The following is a 14,629-nucleotide window of genomic DNA, read 5'->3' as shown; positions in this document are numbered from 1 at the left end:
TAGGCTTACAGCCCACAGTGGACCCCTGCGCCTGGCACGGCACTCCGGGTGGGGTGCGCGTGCGGGAGAAATCGGAGCATCCGAGGATGGCTCGGCACCTGATCACCAGCGCCCTTCCGTACATCAACGGGATCAAGCACCTGGGCAACATGGTCGGGTCCATGCTCCCGGCGGACGTCTACGCCCGCTACCTGCGCCGACGGGGACACGAGGTGCTGTTCGTCTGCGCCACCGACGAGCACGGCACGCCCGCCGAACTGGCCGCCCAGGAAGCCGGGTTGCCGGTCTCGGAGTTCTGCGCCCGGGCGCACGGGGCGCAGCGGGCGGTGTACGAGGGCTTCGGGCTCTCCTTCGACCACTTCGGCCGCAGCTCCTCGCCGCAGAACCGGGAGATCACCCAGGAGATCGCCCGCGAGCTCCAGCGCAACGGCTTCATCGAGGAGCGCGCGATCCGCCAGGTGTACTCCAACGCCGACGGCCGCTTCCTGCCGGACCGCTACATCGTCGGCACCTGCCCGCACTGCGGCTACGACAAGGCCCGCGGCGACCAGTGCGAGAACTGCACCCGGGTGCTCGACCCGACCGACCTGCTGGAGCCCCGCTCGGCCATCAGCGGCAGTTCCGACCTGGAGGTCCGGGAGACCCGGCACCTGTTCCTGCTCCAGTCGAAGCTCACCGAGGAGGTCGAGGACTGGATCGCCACCCACGCCGACGACTGGCCGGTGCTGGCGTCCTCGATCGCCCGCAAGTGGCTGACCGAGGGGCTCCAGGACCGCTCGATCACCCGCGACCTGGAGTGGGGCGTCCCGGTGCCGGCCGACGTGTGGCCCGGACTGGCCGCCGAGGGCAAGGTGTTCTACGTCTGGTTCGACGCCCCGATCGAGTACATCGGCGCCACCAAGGAGTGGGCGGACGCGGCCCCGGCCGGGCAGCTGCGGGACTGGAGGTCCTGGTGGTACGAGGCCGACGAGAGCGTCCGCTACACCGAGTTCATGGCCAAGGACAACGTCCCGTTCCACACCGTGATGTTCCCGGCCACCCTGCTCGGTTCACGCCGCCCATGGAAGAAGGTCGACTACGTCAAGGCCTTCAACTGGCTGACGTACTACGGCGGGAAGTTCTCCACCAGCCAGAAGCGCGGCGTCTTCACCGACGTCGCGCTGGAGCTGCTGCCCGCCGACTACTGGCGCTACTTCCTGATGGCGCACGCGCCCGAGTCGGACGACTCCAGCTTCACCTGGGACCTGTTCGCCTCGGTGGTCAACAAGGACCTCGCCGACACCTTCGGCAACTTCGTCAACCGGGTGCTCTCCTTCAGCCGCAAGCGCTTCGGCGGTGACGTCCCGGGCGGTCACGCGGCGGGTGAGGCCGAGCAGCGCCTCGGCGAGCAGGTCGCCGGCCTGCTCGCCGAGTACGAGGCCCAGTTGGAGGCGCTCAACTTCCGCAAGGCGGCGCAGGCCCTGCGCGCGCTGTGGAGCGCGGGCAACGCGTACCTGGACGAGAAGGCGCCCTGGCTGCAGGTGAAGGCCGACCCGGAGGCGGCGGCGCTGACCCTGCGCACCGCGATGAACCTGATCCACCTGTACGCGGTGGTCTCCGAGCCGTTCATCCCGGCCGCGGCGGCAGCCGTGCGCGGGGCCTTCGCCCTGCCCGAGGACTCGCCGGCCGCCACCCGCGACTGGATCTCCCCGGCGGAGGCGCGGGCGCTGGACCTGGTGCCGGCCGGGACGGCGTTCACGGTGCCGCCGGTGCTGTTCGCCAAGATCACGGACGAGGACCTGGCGGCCTGGACGGCGCGCTTCGGGGGCTCGGCGGCCTGACCGGCCGGTGACCTGTCCGACCGGCGGCGGGAACGGGTGGCGGCCTGACCGGCCGTCCCACCGAACGGCGTGACGCGCGGGCCCGGAGCGGTCTCCGGGCCCCGTCGCCGTCCTGCCCGCGCTACTCGGCCTCCCCCGCCGGGCCCGCCGTCTCCCCGGCCACCCAGTCGAGGTAGCCCGGACTGCCGCCCACCACGGGCACGGCGATCAGCTCGGGCGTCTCGTAGGAGTGCCGCCCGTCCACGAACGCGCCCAGCCGGTCCACGAGTTCGGCCCTGGTCTTGAGGTCGATCCGCCACTCCCCGGCGTCCTGCACCTCGCCGTCCCACCAGTACACCGACCGTACGGGGTACACCTGGGCGCAGGCCGCCAGCCGCTCCCGCACCACGGCGGACGCCAGGGCCCGGGCCTGCTCCTCGCTCTCGTGGGTCGTGGTCACCACGACGAAGCGCTGCTCGCTCGCTGTCATGCCCCGACGGTATCCCGGGCCGGTCGGCGCGTCCCGGCCGGCGGATTCCGGCCGGCGGATTCCGTTCGGCGGATCCCGGGCCGGTCGGCGCGTCCCGTCCGGCGAACTCCCATGCGGCGCCGGTCATTGCGGGTCGCATCGTAAATCTGCGATAGTTCGATGCGTTGTGGCCGGGCAGTGGACGGAAGGGGAGCCGTGTGAACGCGATCGACAGCCTGGGGCTGGGCCGGTTCGGGATCTACACCTTCGACTTCGAGGGGCTGGGTGCCGCTCGGATCCGGGACCACGCCCAGGAGTTGGAGGACCTCGGCTGGCCCGCGATCTGGGTCCCCGAGGCCGTCGGGCGCGAGGCCTTCACCCACGCCGGGCTGCTGCTCGCCGCCACCCGGCGGATCCGGGTCGCCAACGGCATCGCCCAGATCTGGTCCCGCGAGGCCCGCCGCACCCACGGCGCCGCGCTGCTGCTGGCCGACGCCCACCCCGGCCGCCACCTGCTCGGCCTCGGCTACGGCGGCGTCCCGCGCCCCGGCGTCAAGCCGCTCGCCGCGATGGCCGGCTACCTGGACGAGCTCGACGCCCTCGCCGCGGCCCCGGACAACCCGGCCCCGGCCACCCCGGTCCGCCGGGTGCTCGCCGGGTACGGCCCGAAGATGCTCGAACTCGCCCGCGACCGCTCGCTCGGTGCCCACACGTACCACGTGACCACCGCGCACACCGCGCAGGCCCGGGAGATCCTCGGCCCGGACGCGCTGCTCGCGGTCGAGCACCCCGTGCTGCTCGACGCCGACCCGGGGCGGGCCCGCGCCCTCGCCCGCGAACACCTGGCGCCGTACCTCGCCACCCCGTACAACGCCGCCAAGTTCCGCCGCCTCGGCTACACCGACGAGGACTTCACCGACGGCGGCAGCGACCGGCTGGTGGACGACCTGGTGTACTGGGGAGACCTCGACACCGTCGCCGCCAAGCTGCGCGGCCAGCTGGCGGCCGGCGCGGACCACGTCGCCGTGCAGGTCATCGGCACTCCGCCCGGCGGCTCCGCCCTCCCGCACTGGCGCCGGCTGGCCGAGGCGCTGGTCTGACCACCGCCGGTACGCTTCCGGCATGGATGCCGACCTGGTCACCGCCCTGCGGGCGATCGCGAACCCGACGCGTCTGCAACTGCTGACCTGGCTGCGCGACCCCGAGCACCACTTCCCGCTCGACGGCGCGATCGCCGACCCGCACGAGGTCGGCGTCTGCGTCAGCCACCTCCAGGCCAAGGCGGGCCTCGCCCAGTCCACCGTCTCCGCGTACCTCGCCGAACTGCAGCGCGCCGGCCTGGTCCGCGCCACCCGGATCGGCAGGTGGACCTACTACCGCCGCGACGAGTCGGCCGTGGCCGCCCTGCTCGGTGCCCTCGGGCAGGCGCTCTGACGACCGGAGCGGGACTCGGGCTCCGGCCGATTTCCCGTTGCCCCGGCCGGCCGGCGGTTGCCACGATCACCCGATGACGGCCTTCACCAGCCCCGACGGCGCCCGGCTCGGCTACCGCGTGCTCGGCGGGGGCGAGCCGCTGCTCGTCCTGGCCGGCGGCCCGATGCGCGACTCCGCGTACCTCGGCGACCTCGGCGGGCTCTCCGCGCACCGCGCCCTGCACGTCCTCGACCTGCGCGGCACCGGCCGCTCGGAGCGCCCGGCCGACCCGGCGGGCTACCGGTCGGCCGTCAGGTCGCGGACGTCGAGGCCTTCCGGGCCCACCTCGGGCTCGACCGGGTGGACGTCCTCGCCCACTCCGCCGGCTGCTCGCTCGCCGTCCTGTACGCGCTGCGGCACCCCGGGCACACCGGGCGACTGGTGCTGGTCACGCCCAGTCTCCGGATCTTCGGCAGTACGGCCACCGAGGACGACTACCGCGAAGCGGCCGAGGCCCACGGCCTCGGCGGTGCGGAACGGCACCCGGCCGCCCTAGGGCGTGTCTGACAATTCGCGTCGGATCAGGGCGCGGCGTTGGGGTGCGTGCATCGCAAGGCGGAGGAGGGAGCCACTGCGGAGCATTGGCGACCGACGACAACGCGGCGAGGTGCGTGCCCCGGCGTCGCGAACCCGGCGGGAATTGTCAGACACGCCCTAGCCGCCGTCCGCGCCACCTTCGCCGGCGGCACCGCCGACCCCGATGCCGTGGCGCCGCTCTTCCACGGCCGCCGGGACGCCACCGCCCGCGCCCACGAGGCCGACTGCGCCGCCCAGAGCCACCCGGAGGCCACTGCGGCGTACCACGGCGGCGGCTTCCGGCCCGCCGAGGTCCGCGCGGCCGTCGCCGAACTCGCCTCCCCTGTCCTCCTGCCGGCGGGGGAGTACGACCCCGACCCGCGGCCGCTGGGGGCCCGGCGGGCGGTCAGTCCCGGCGGGCCGTGTGGACGGTCATCGCGGAGAGGTAGAAGGCGTCCGGGCGGCGCAGGATGCCGGTGGGGGCGTCCTCGGCGAGCAGGGCGTCCAGGGTGGCCCGGTCCTCGGCGTCGAGCTGCTCGGCGAGCTGGTCGCGCCGCCGGGTCAGCTGGGCGTGCAGGTAGCCGCGGACGGGGGCGGCGAGCGGGGCGGGGTGGTCGACCAGGAAGGTACGGGTGCCGGTCGGGGTCAGCCCGGCCCGCCCGAGCATGGCCGGCCAGTCCTCGATCTCCGCGGTGCTGCCGGGCAGTTCGGCCCGCATGGTGCTGAAGCCGTCCTCCTGGGCGGCGTCCATCCGGGCCTGGAAGCCGGGCCGGCCCAGGCCGAAGTCGCGCGGCAGGTAGCGCGCCGGCAGACCGCTCTCGGCGACGGCCAGCAGACCGCCGGGCCGCAGCGCCCCGGCGAGCGAGGTGAGCGCGGCCTGCTGGTCGCCCAGGTGGTGGACGGCGTTGCCGGACCAGATCAGGTCGGCCTCGCCGAGCTTGTCGAACTCGGCGGGCAGGTCGGCCTGTTGGGTGCCGAGCCGGCCGCCGGAGCGGGTCCGGGCCCGCTCCAGCAGCGCGGTCGACTGGTCGACGGCCACCACCTCGGCCGCCGGGAAGACCTCCGCCAGCAGCCCGGCGATCACCCCGGGTCCGCTGCCGACGTCGAGGACCCGCCGGACCGCGCCGTCACCGCGCAGGCCGAGCAGCCACCGCCCGGCCTCGGTGACGGCGCCGGCCCGCAGGTCGGCCTCCACCTCCAGGTGCGCGGCGAGCGCGTCCCAGTCGAAGTCGGCGGCGGGGACGTGCCCGTGGGAGTGGCCGTGGCCGTGGGAATGCCCGTGGGCGTGGTGCTGGTGCTGGTGCGCTGACATCCGGATTCTCCGATCGTGGATTGACGAAAGCTTCCCCGCTGGGCCGGCCTCAGACGGGCAGGGCGGTGCCGGACGCGCGGTACCGCTCGACCGCCCGGTCGAGCTCCTCCGCCGCGAGGTCGTGGTCGAGCGCGAAGGCGGCCGCCGCGCCCGCCCCGGCGGCGGTGACCACCTGGGCGCGCGGGTCGGCGACGTTGCCGACCGCCCAGACGCCGGGCAGGCTGGTGCGGCCGGTCCGGTCGGTGGTGACCCAGCCGTCGTCGTCCCGGGCGCAGTCGAGGCCGAAGAGCAGCGCGTCCCGGGGGACCGGCCGCGGGAAGACGAACACCGCCTCGCGCGGAACCACCTGTCCGTCCGCGAGTTCGACGCCGCGCAGCCGCCCGCCGTCGGACACCAGGCGGACGATCCGGCCCTCGACCACCCGGACGCCCCGGGCGGCGAGCCGTTCCCGCTCGGCGTCGGTCGGCACCACGGTGTGCGCGAGCAGCACCACGTCCGCCGACCACTGCCGCAGCAGCAGCGCCTGGCCGACCGCTCCCGGGCCGGTGCCGAGCACCCCGAGCGGGCGGTCGCGGACCTCCCAGCCGTGGCAGTACGGGCAGTGCAGCACGTCGCGGCCCCACCGCTCGGTCAGGCCCGGCAGCTCCGGCAGACCGTCCCGCAGACCGGTGGCGACGACCACCCGGCGCGCGTGCAGCACCGGACCGCCGGCCAGGTGGACCACGAAGCCGGGCCGGTCGGAGCCGTCCGACTCGATGTGCTCTACCCGGGCGTCGACCAGGTCCACCCCGTACCGGGCGACCTCCTCCCGCCCGACCGCCAGCAGCGCGGCCGGGGGCATCCCGTCCCGGCTCAGGTAGCCGTGCAGGTGGGCGGCGGGCGCGTTGCGCGGCTCACCGGCGTCCACCACCGCGACCCGGCGCCGGGCCCGGCCCAGCACCAGTGCGGCGTTCAGTCCCGCCGCTCCGGCGCCGACCACCACCGCGTCGTAGCGCTCGCTCCGCCTCGTCCCGGCCGTCCCGGTCGTTCCAGTTGTCCCGGCAGTTCCGGTCGTCTCGCCCATGGCGCTCACCTCCACCGCCAGGCTGCGGCCGGCCTCACCGGATCGGCAAGCTTTGTTGCCGCCTCAGCAAACAGCCGACCCGGCGGACGTCCGTCCCGGCCTCAGCGGGCCCCCGCGGTCCGCGCCCCCGTCCGCCGCCAGTACGACCAGGCGGCCACCACCAGCGCGACCCCGTACCCGGCGAACCCGCACATCCCGACCCAGGCGATCTCCAACGCGCTCTGCTCACTGGCGAACTCGCCCAGCCGGATCCGCGTCACCCCGACGGTGCACAGCGTCAGGTAGCCGATCCCGACCACCCCGTACGGCGCCAGCGTGGCCGCGCCCAGCAGGGCCGGGGTCAGCGGCAGCCAGCGCGGCACCCGGCGGCCGCGCAGCGGCGCGGTCCAGCGCGGGAAGACCTGCCCCCACGGGCGGACCAGCCCCCAGAGCAGGAACACCCCGAGCAGCGCCAGCAGCATGGTGCCGTCGAGCCCCCAGCGCTCCAGGGCCAGCCAGAGCCCGGAGGAGCCGTTGTGCACGTAGCTCGCGTACATCCGGTCGCCGCTGATCCCGGCGAAGCTGCCGCCCACCGCCCAGACCAGCTTCATCAGCACGTACGGGACGAACGCCAGGCTGCCGGCGCAGGCGGCGAGTTGGACGAGCGGCGGCGCCGCCGCGGGAACCGGTGCGGGCCGCTCCGTCCGGCCGCCCGGGCCGCCGGTGCCGCCGCGGGCAGCGGGCCGCAGGCCCAGGGCGGTCCTCGCGAGCAGCACCGCCCCCACCGCCGCCAGAACGCGCTCCACCGTGTCGGGGACGCTGTCCACCCGCTGGCCGAACAGCAGCATGACCAGGTCCATCAGCAGGCCCCAGGCCCCCACCGCGGCCGCCCCGCACAGCAGCCACAGCAGCGGGCGCACCGGCCTCCGGCGCACCACCGCCGCACCGGCCGCGGCCGCGACCGCCCCCGCGCCGGCGACCGCCCATCCCGCCCGGTCCGCGCCGAACAGCTCCGTCCCGCTCAGGGCGCACCCCAGTCCGAACCCGGCGAACCCGAGGCCCCAGCCGGTCACCGCCCACCCGTTCTTCCTCATGCCCCCAGGCTCGCCCGCCCCACCCCCACCGCTCCTCCCCCGCCGCGGTGATCCGGCTCCCCCGCCCGAGGGAGCCCCGTCCGGGCACGGCGCCAGGACGCGGCGCCCGGGCGGGGCGTGCGGTCGTTCAGCCCCTCGGGGCGGCGAAGCAGTGGACGGTGACGGTGCGTCCGGAGGCCCAGCGCTGGTCGCCGCTGCCGAGGTGGGTCCAGCCGAGGCGGCGGTAGAGGGCCAGGGCGGCCGCGTCGGTGGCGAGGACGTCGAGCACCGGGTGCAGGCCGAGCGCCCGCGCGTGCGCCACGGCGCAGTCCAGCAGCCGGGCGCCGATGAAGTGGCCGCGCGCCGTGGGGGCGACGTACAGCCGGCCGATCACCGTGGCGAGCTCCGGGGGGCCGCCGGTGCGGTGGCTCCACAGCACCGGCGCGAGGTCGCCCGGGGTGCTGCGGGCGAGGCCGACGTGCCCGGCGAGCCGGCCGTCCGACTCGGCGATCCAGGCGGCGAGCAGGCCGTCCGGGGTCAGCCAGGCGGCGGGGCGGTCGGGCCAGTCGGCGGGGTAGCCGTCGGCGGCGTGGACGTCGCCCAGCACCCGGACGCAGTCGGCGAGGTCGGCGGCGCGGCGCGGTCGGACCACCACCCCCGCCCCGGCCGGTCGTGGGTCGGACGCGACGACGGTGGCGCGTTCTTCGAGGTCTGCCATGCCGGTACGTTACCGGCCGGGACTCACCGTCGCAGCAGGTCGACGACCCCGGTCAGGTCCTCCTCACCGTCGCCGACCTCCAGGCGGCGCTCCATCAACCGGAAGTACGGTTCCAGCAGTTCGGCGCTCACCCGCTGCTCCTCCGCGGTGCGCAGCAGCGTCCCCTTGCCGGCCACCTGCATGGCCAGGTTCGACACCACGTCCAGCTTGTAGTCTCCGGCCTCCAGCTGCTCCGCGGTCTTGGCCACCGAGCCGGACATCGCGCCGAGCCACCCGCCCAGCAGCGGCGCCAGCTCGCTCGGCGCCACGGCCTCGCCCCGGATCAGCGCGAAGGCGTGCGCGATCCCGGCGAACATCCCGTACATCCCGCTGAGCAGCGCCACGTCGTGCAGCGCCGCGAACCCGGCGTCCGCGCCCACGTACCGGGTGCCGGCGGGGGCGGCGAGGGTGTCGCCGTGCTCGGCGAACAGCTCGGCGGAGCCGCTGTAGAACACGTACGCCCCGGCCGCCGGGACGCCGATCATCGGCGGGACGGCCATGATCCCGCCGTCCAGGTAGCGGGCGCCGCGCCGCTCGGCCCAGGCGGCGCGGACGCGGGCCTGCCCGGGGGTGCTGGTGACCAGGTTGACCAGGTCCTTGCCGGTCAGGTCGACGCCGTCCAGCGCTTCGAGGACGGAGTCGTCGTCGAGCAGGCAGACGACGACCAGCCGGTTCGCCGCGACGGCCTCCGCGACGGTGGCGGCGACGGCGGCTCCACGGGCGGCGAGCCCGTCGGCGCGGGCGGCGGTGCGGTTCCAGACGGTCAGCGGGTGCCCGGCGGCGAGCCAGGCCTCGGCCAGCGCGGTGCCCATCGCACCGAGGCCGAGCAGGGTGAGCGGAGTCTTGGTCACGTTCTCAACGGGGTTGGTTGCCATGGCGTCCAGCCTCGGCGCGGCTCCGTAGACGATCAAGTACGCACTTCGAAGTGGGTGGTTACCCTGGGGTGAGCATCGAGCTCGGAGGGGCCGGAAGGGGTGGGCATGGCGATCGTGCCGAGGCCGGGGGCGTACATCTGTGGGACGGACGCCGCGATGGACGTGATCGGCGGCAAGTGGAAGGTGTCGATCCTCTGGGCCCTGGGTGAGCGCCCGCACTGCCGCTTCGGCGAGCTGCGCCGGCTGCTGCCGGGGATCACCGAGAAGGTGCTGGCCGCGCACCTGCGCGAGATGGAGGCGCACGGCATCGTGCACCGGGAGGCGTACGACGAGGTGCCGCCGCGGGTCGAGTACGCGCTGACCGAGGCGGGGCACCGCCTCAACACGGCGCTGGGGCCGCTGGGGGACTGGGGGCGGGAGCACGTCCTGGGCAAGGCGCCGTACCCGGCGTAGCGCGCCGGGCGGTGCCCAGCGGCCGGTGGCCCGCGTCCCGCGTCCCGCGTGCCTAGGCGATCGCGGCCGACACCACCGCCGCCACCGCGATGTTGCAGGCGGCGGACACCCACACCGCCGGGTGCGGCTCCGGATCGACCAGGATCGCGCCGAGCTTGCCCGGCGTCAGCAGGTCCACCAGCCAGAACGCGACGGCCATCAGCACCAGACCGAGCAGGCCGTAACAGGCCGTCGAGACCAGGCCCTTGCCGAAGTCGGCGTAGGTGTACATGATCGCGGTGAAGACGATGCCGCCGATGCCGAGCAGCGCCGAGCTGAGCAGCAGGGCGGCGTTGCGGTTGCGCTCGACCCAGATCTGGTGGCCGAGCCGGCCGGGCGTCAGCAGGTCGACCAGGCCGATGCCGAGGAGCAGCAGCACCACGCCGAGGGCGCCGTAGGCCGCCGCCGCACCGAGCCCGTGCAGGATGTCATTCATCGTGGTTCCAGCCCCCGGTCCGCTCACGCCGTCCCCCTGACCGGCCGGCCAGGGCCCCCGACCCACCTGGTCAAGGGTTGGCAAAAGATACCCCACCCGAGTGAGCGGCGGAGCCTGTCGGCGGGCCGAAACCCCGTCGCACGGCAACCCCCCGATCCCCTTCAATACCTGCCATGCACCCCGACCTCACCACCGCCGAGCTGCGCAGCGAGCGCCTCGACCTGCTGCCGATCGCCCCCGGGCACGCCGAGGAGCTGGCGGCCGCGCTCGCCGACCCGGCGCTGCACGCCTTCACCGGCGGCCGCCCGGCCACCGTCGAGGAGCTGCGCGTCCGCTGCGCCCGGCTCGCCGCCGGCTCGCCCGACCCGGCCGAGGCCTGGGGCAACTGGGTGCTACGGCTGCGCGCCGACGGCGCCCTCACCGGCTACGTGCAGACCACGGTCCGCGCCGACGGGGCCGAACTCGCCTGGGTGGTCGGCACCCCGTGGCAGCGCCGCGGCCTGGCCCACGAGGCGGCCCGCACCCTGCTCACCCACCTCGTCACGGCCGGCATCACCACCGCCGTCGCCCACATCCACCCCGACCACCGCGCCTCCGCCCGGCTCGCCCGCGCCCTCGGCCTCTACCCCACCATGCGCACCCAGGACGGCGAGACCCGCTGGGAGGCCGACCTCGCCCGGCCCGACCTCTTCCCGGACCTCCTCGGCCTGACGGCGGAGCGCGCCGCCCGCCTGACCGCGCTGGTCGAGGAGTGCCGCCCGGTGCTCGCCGCCGACGGCATGGAAGCCGTCCAGTCGCTGCTGGCCGAACGCGGGGTGGGCGTGATCCCCGCGATCACGGCCACCAGGGCCCTGCTCGGCTGGACCGGGACCTCCCTCCACACCGCCCGGAAGATCGTCGAGCTGAGCGCCGCCCGCACGCCGGACCGGTGAGCCCGGTCCGCCGGAATGCGGGCACCCGGCGTGCGGTTTCATTGGGGCATGGCATCTCGTGCACGTGTACGCGCCCCCGAGCTGGTCGGGGCAGGCGGTTGGCTGAACACCGGCGGCAAGGAGCTCACCCTCGCCGACTTCCGGGGCAAGATCACCATCCTGGACTTCTGGACCTTCTGCTGCATCAACTGCCTGCACGTCCTGGACGAACTGCGGGAGTTGGAGGAGAAGCACCGCGACACCGTGGTGATCGTCGGGGTGCACTCGCCGAAGTTCGTGCACGAGGCCGACCACCAAGCCGTCGTCGACGCCGTGGCCCGCTACGAGGTGCACCACCCGGTGCTGGACGACCCGGCGCTGGCCACCTGGAAGCAGTACGCCGTACGGGCCTGGCCGACGCTGGTGGTGATCGACCCGGAGGGCTACGTGGTCGCCCAGCACGCCGGCGAGGGCCACGCCCACGCGCTGGCCCGGTTGGTCGAGGAGCTGGAGGCCGAGCACGCCGCGAAGGGCACGCTGCGCCGCGGCGACGGCCCGTACGTGGCGCCGGAGCCGACCGCCGGGGACCTCAAGTTCCCCGGCAAGGCGGTCCGGCTGCCGAACGGCCACTTCCTGGTCGCCGACTCCGGCCACCACTCGCTGGTCGAGCTGGCCGAGGACGGCGAGACGGTGGTGCGCCGGATCGGCGACGGGCGGCGCGGCCTGGTGGACGGCGACGGCGCGGACGGCGTCGGCCCGCGGTTCAGCGAGCCGCAGGGCCTCGCGCTGCTGCCGGAGGGCTCGGAGTACGACGTGGTCGTCGCCGACACCGTCAACCACGCGCTGCGCGGCGTCCGCCTCGCCGACGGCCGGGTGACCACCCTGGCCGGCACCGGCCGGCAGTGGTGGCAGGGCTCGGCCACCGACGGCCCGGCCCGCGAGGTGGACCTCTCCTCGCCGTGGGACGTCGCCTGGTTCGACGGCCGGGTGTGGATCGCGATGGCCGGCGTGCACCAGCTGTGGTCGTACGACCCGGCCGCCGACACCGTCGCGGTCGCGGCCGGCACCACCAACGAGGGCCTGGTGGACGGGCCCGCCGCCGAGGCCTGGTTCGCCCAGCCCTCCGGCCTCGCGGTCTCGGCGGACGGCGAGCGGCTCTGGGTCGCCGACTCCGAGACCTCCGCGCTGCGCTCGGTTTCACGTGAAACCAAGACGGTCGAAACCGCCGTCGGCACCGGCCTGTTCGACTTCGGCCACCGCGACGGCGCCGCCGGGCAGGCCCTGTTCCAGCACCCGCTGGGCGTCACCGTGCTGCCGGACGGCTCGGTGGCCGTCGCCGACACCTACAACCACGCGCTGCGCCGCTACGACCCGGCGAGCGGCGAGGTCAGCACGCTGGCCACCGATCTGCGCGAGCCCTCCGGGGCGGTGCTGGTGGACGGCGACATCGTGGTGGTCGAGTCCGCCCGGCACCGGCTGACCAGGCTGCGGCTGCCCGAGGAGGCGGTGCGGGTCGAGTCGGTGGCGCACCGCACCCAGCGGGCGGCCACCGAGGTCGCCCCGGGCGCGTTCCGGCTGGACGTGGTATTCGAGGCGCCGAGCGGCCAGAAGCTGGACGAGCGCTACGGCCCGTCCACCCGGCTGCTGGTCAGCGCGACCCCGCCCGAGCTGCTGGTCTCCGGCGCGGGGGCGGACAGCGACCTCTCCCGCGAGCTGGTCCTCTCCGCCGAGGTCGCCGAGGGCGTGCTGCACGTCTCGGCGATGGCCGCGTCCTGCGACGACGACCCGGAGATCGAGTACCCGGCCTGCCACGTGCACCAGCAGGACTGGGGCGTGCCGGTGAAGCTGGTCGCCGACGGCGCCCGCCGCCTGCCGCTGGTGCTGGCCGGGATGGAATAGCCAAAGGACGCGGAACAGCGCGAAGGGGCCCGGCGAACCGACGCCGGGCCCCTTCCGCCACCGCCGTCAGCCCTCCAGGAAGGCCTTGAGCGCGCTCGCCAGCAGGTACGGGTCCTCCGCGCCGCACAGCTCGCGCGCCGAGTGCATGGAGAGCGCCGCGATGCCGCAGTCCACCGTCCTGATGCCCAGCCGCGCCGCCGTGATCGGGCCGATCGTCGTACCGCAGGGCATGGCGTTGTTGGAGACGAAGCTCTGCCACGGCACGCCCGCCTTCTCGCAGGCGGCCGCGAACACCGCCCGGCCGACGCCGTCGGTCGCGTAGCGGTTGTTGACGTTGACCTTGAGGATCGGCCCGCCGTTCGGCATCGGGTGGTGGCCCGGCTCGTGCCGCTCGCTGTAGTTCGGGTGGACGGCGTGGCCCATGTCCGAGGAGAGGCAGACGGTGCCGGCCAGCGCCCGGGCCCGGTCCTCGGTGGTGCCGCCGCGCGCGTGGATCGTCCGGTCCAGCACGTTGCCGAGCAGCGGGCTCTGCGCGCCGGTGTCGGACTCGCTGCCGGTCTCCTCGTGGTCGAAGGCGGCCAGCACCGGGATGTACGGCAGGTCGGCGGCGCCGTCGGCGGTGGCGACCGCGGCGAGCGCGGCGGTGGCCGCGTGCACCGAGAGCAGGTTGTCCAGGCGCGGGGCGGCCAGCAGCTCGCGGTCACGGCCCAGGTAGGAGGCGGGCTGGACGTCGTGGGTCATGAGGTCCCAGCCGACCACGTCGGCGGCGGCCAGGCCGGCCCGCTGGGCGACGTAGGAGATCAGCGAGCCCTCGTCGACCGGGCCGAGGCCCCAGATCGGGGTGAGGTGGCGCTGCTTGTCGAGCTTCATGCCCTCGTTGACCTGGCGGTCCAGGTGGATGGCGAGCTGGGGCACCCGCAGCAGCGGCTCGTCCAGCTGGACCAGCCGGACGGTGCCGTCCTTGAGCGCGAGCCGGCCGGAGAGGCCGAGGTCGCGGTCCAGCCAGGTGTTCAGCGGGACGCCGCCGTAGATCTCCACGGCGACCTGCCGCCAGCCCTCCGAGCCGGTGTCCGGCACCGGCTTGACCCGCAGGTTGGGCGAGTCGGTGTGGGTGCCGACGATGCGGAACGGGGTCTCGGGGCCCGCCCCTTCCGGCAGGTACCAGGCGATCAGCGCGCCGCCGCGGATCAGGTAGCGCCCGCCGGCCGCGTGGTCCCAGGCGTCCGTCTCGGCGACCTGCCGGAAACCCGCCTTCTCCAAGCGCTCCGCGGCGCTCGCCACCGCATGGTACGGGGACGGGGAGGTACCGAGGAACGCGATCAGGTCGTCGGTGTGCGTCCGGTCGAAGAATGCCTGGCGGGCGGCGGTCGACATGCTGCTCCTGGGTCGAGTGAGGGCCGAAGCCGGATGGGGAGGCGGCTTCGCACCTGAGCATATGCCCGTACACGGACAGGGCATTCGGAACACCGGTCCGGTGCGCAACCTCGGACACAACAGTGAACCACCCCGTGCGACCTGAGGTTTCGCCTCCCCGGACCACGTCCCGGACACACCGAAGGGCCCGGTGGCAGCCGG

Annotated in this window: 14 protein-coding genes and 1 pseudogene; 7 read left to right on the top strand and 8 right to left on the bottom strand. The window is 74.8% G+C overall.

Going from position 1 to position 14,629, the window contains the following annotated elements:
• The first annotated feature begins 86 nt into the window (after positions 1 to 86).
• Complete coding sequence (metG, locus tag ACIQI7_RS08570) at positions 87 to 1,820, top strand: methionine--tRNA ligase (RefSeq protein ID WP_401106420.1); 1,734 nt, start codon at positions 87 to 89, stop codon at positions 1,818 to 1,820.
• Positions 1,821 to 1,941: 121 nt separating this feature from the next.
• Here the strand turns inward: metG and cutA are convergent, their stop codons facing one another.
• A complete protein-coding gene (gene cutA / locus ACIQI7_RS08565; RefSeq protein WP_401106418.1) occupies positions 1,942 to 2,289 on the bottom strand; it encodes a divalent-cation tolerance protein CutA in 348 nt (115 codons plus the stop codon).
• Between the two features lie 197 nt (positions 2,290 to 2,486).
• Here cutA and ACIQI7_RS08560 point away from each other — a divergent pair, with 197 nt between their 5' ends.
• The 3 genes and pseudogenes from ACIQI7_RS08560 to ACIQI7_RS08550 form a co-directional block, all read left to right on the top strand.
• Positions 2,487 to 3,368 carry a TIGR03620 family F420-dependent LLM class oxidoreductase gene (locus tag ACIQI7_RS08560; RefSeq protein WP_401106415.1) on the top strand — a complete coding sequence of 294 codons (882 nt, stop codon included), beginning with the start codon at positions 2,487 to 2,489 and terminating at the stop codon, positions 3,366 to 3,368.
• A gap of 22 nt (positions 3,369 to 3,390) precedes the next feature.
• Positions 3,391 to 3,702, top strand: coding sequence for an ArsR/SmtB family transcription factor (locus tag ACIQI7_RS08555; protein WP_387759012.1), 312 nt, complete (start codon positions 3,391 to 3,393; stop codon positions 3,700 to 3,702).
• A gap of 73 nt (positions 3,703 to 3,775) precedes the next feature.
• Positions 3,776 to 4,191 (top strand): annotated as a pseudogene (locus ACIQI7_RS08550) (alpha/beta fold hydrolase); the annotation flags it as partial.
• Between the two features lie 472 nt (positions 4,192 to 4,663).
• On the opposite strand, the gene ACIQI7_RS08545 reads toward ACIQI7_RS08550, so the two are convergent.
• The 5 genes from ACIQI7_RS08545 to ACIQI7_RS08525 form a co-directional block, all read right to left on the bottom strand.
• Positions 4,664 to 5,569, bottom strand: coding sequence for a class I SAM-dependent methyltransferase (locus ACIQI7_RS08545; protein ID WP_401106412.1), 906 nt, complete (start codon positions 5,567 to 5,569; stop codon positions 4,664 to 4,666).
• A 49-nt stretch (positions 5,570 to 5,618) separates the two neighbouring features.
• A complete protein-coding gene (locus ACIQI7_RS08540; RefSeq protein ID WP_401106410.1) occupies positions 5,619 to 6,632 on the bottom strand; it encodes an NAD(P)/FAD-dependent oxidoreductase in 1,014 nt (337 codons plus the stop codon).
• A gap of 101 nt (positions 6,633 to 6,733) precedes the next feature.
• The gene (locus ACIQI7_RS08535) at positions 6,734 to 7,705 is read right to left on the bottom strand and encodes a hypothetical protein (protein ID WP_401106407.1); all 972 of its coding nucleotides are present in this window, start codon (positions 7,703 to 7,705) and stop codon (positions 6,734 to 6,736) included.
• A gap of 127 nt (positions 7,706 to 7,832) precedes the next feature.
• A complete protein-coding gene (locus ACIQI7_RS08530; protein WP_401106404.1) occupies positions 7,833 to 8,402 on the bottom strand; it encodes a GNAT family N-acetyltransferase in 570 nt (189 codons plus the stop codon).
• Positions 8,403 to 8,425: 23 nt separating this feature from the next.
• Entirely contained in the window at positions 8,426 to 9,316 is an 891-nt protein-coding gene (locus ACIQI7_RS08525) for an NAD(P)-dependent oxidoreductase (protein WP_401106401.1), read from the bottom strand.
• Positions 9,317 to 9,421: 105 nt separating this feature from the next.
• On the opposite strand from ACIQI7_RS08525, the gene ACIQI7_RS08520 reads away from it, so the two are divergent.
• On the top strand, positions 9,422 to 9,769 hold the full coding sequence (locus tag ACIQI7_RS08520) for a winged helix-turn-helix transcriptional regulator (RefSeq protein WP_387758999.1): 348 nt from the start codon (positions 9,422 to 9,424) through the stop codon (positions 9,767 to 9,769).
• Positions 9,770 to 9,821: 52 nt separating this feature from the next.
• On the opposite strand, the gene ACIQI7_RS08515 is transcribed toward ACIQI7_RS08520, so the two are convergent.
• Positions 9,822 to 10,244, bottom strand: coding sequence for a DUF350 domain-containing protein (locus ACIQI7_RS08515; RefSeq protein WP_401106399.1), 423 nt, complete (start codon positions 10,242 to 10,244; stop codon positions 9,822 to 9,824).
• A gap of 173 nt (positions 10,245 to 10,417) precedes the next feature.
• Between ACIQI7_RS08515 and ACIQI7_RS08510 the strand changes: the two genes are divergently transcribed.
• Both ACIQI7_RS08510 and ACIQI7_RS08505 read left to right on the top strand, forming a co-directional pair.
• Entirely contained in the window at positions 10,418 to 11,176 is a 759-nt protein-coding gene (locus ACIQI7_RS08510) for a GNAT family N-acetyltransferase (RefSeq protein WP_401106398.1), read from the top strand.
• Between the two features lie 48 nt (positions 11,177 to 11,224).
• On the top strand, positions 11,225 to 13,054 hold the full coding sequence (locus tag ACIQI7_RS08505) for an NHL domain-containing thioredoxin family protein (protein WP_401106395.1): 1,830 nt from the start codon (positions 11,225 to 11,227) through the stop codon (positions 13,052 to 13,054).
• A gap of 66 nt (positions 13,055 to 13,120) precedes the next feature.
• On the opposite strand, the gene ACIQI7_RS08500 is transcribed toward ACIQI7_RS08505, so the two are convergent.
• Complete coding sequence (locus ACIQI7_RS08500) at positions 13,121 to 14,428, bottom strand: M18 family aminopeptidase (RefSeq protein ID WP_401106392.1); 1,308 nt, start codon at positions 14,426 to 14,428, stop codon at positions 13,121 to 13,123.
• Positions 14,429 to 14,629 lie beyond the last annotated feature (201 nt).

Source organism: Kitasatospora sp. NPDC092039 (assembly GCF_044756065.1).
Lineage (GTDB): Bacteria > Actinomycetota > Actinomycetes > Streptomycetales > Streptomycetaceae > Kitasatospora.
Note: the sequence above shows the minus strand (reverse complement) of the source record. Positions and strands in the feature narration are given on the sequence as shown.

Excerpts from the sequence above, each read along its gene's own strand:
- metG (WP_401106420.1), top strand. The coding sequence starts at position 87 with ATGGCTCGGCACCTGATCACCAGCGCCCTTCCGTACATCAACGGGATC.
- cutA (WP_401106418.1), bottom strand. The coding sequence starts at position 2,289 with ATGACAGCGAGCGAGCAGCGCTTCGTCGTGGTGACCACGACCCACGAG.
- ACIQI7_RS08555 (WP_387759012.1), top strand. The coding sequence starts at position 3,391 with ATGGATGCCGACCTGGTCACCGCCCTGCGGGCGATCGCGAACCCGACG.
- ACIQI7_RS08545 (WP_401106412.1), bottom strand. The coding sequence starts at position 5,569 with ATGTCAGCGCACCAGCACCAGCACCACGCCCACGGGCATTCCCACGGC.
- ACIQI7_RS08540 (WP_401106410.1), bottom strand. The coding sequence starts at position 6,632 with ATGGGCGAGACGACCGGAACTGCCGGGACAACTGGAACGACCGGGACG.
- ACIQI7_RS08535 (WP_401106407.1), bottom strand. The coding sequence starts at position 7,705 with ATGAGGAAGAACGGGTGGGCGGTGACCGGCTGGGGCCTCGGGTTCGCC.
- ACIQI7_RS08530 (WP_401106404.1), bottom strand. The coding sequence starts at position 8,402 with ATGGCAGACCTCGAAGAACGCGCCACCGTCGTCGCGTCCGACCCACGA.
- ACIQI7_RS08525 (WP_401106401.1), bottom strand. The coding sequence starts at position 9,316 with ATGGCAACCAACCCCGTTGAGAACGTGACCAAGACTCCGCTCACCCTG.
- ACIQI7_RS08520 (WP_387758999.1), top strand. The coding sequence starts at position 9,422 with ATGGCGATCGTGCCGAGGCCGGGGGCGTACATCTGTGGGACGGACGCC.
- ACIQI7_RS08515 (WP_401106399.1), bottom strand. The coding sequence starts at position 10,244 with ATGAATGACATCCTGCACGGGCTCGGTGCGGCGGCGGCCTACGGCGCC.
- ACIQI7_RS08510 (WP_401106398.1), top strand. The coding sequence starts at position 10,418 with ATGCACCCCGACCTCACCACCGCCGAGCTGCGCAGCGAGCGCCTCGAC.
- ACIQI7_RS08505 (WP_401106395.1), top strand. The coding sequence starts at position 11,225 with ATGGCATCTCGTGCACGTGTACGCGCCCCCGAGCTGGTCGGGGCAGGC.
- ACIQI7_RS08500 (WP_401106392.1), bottom strand. The coding sequence starts at position 14,428 with ATGTCGACCGCCGCCCGCCAGGCATTCTTCGACCGGACGCACACCGAC.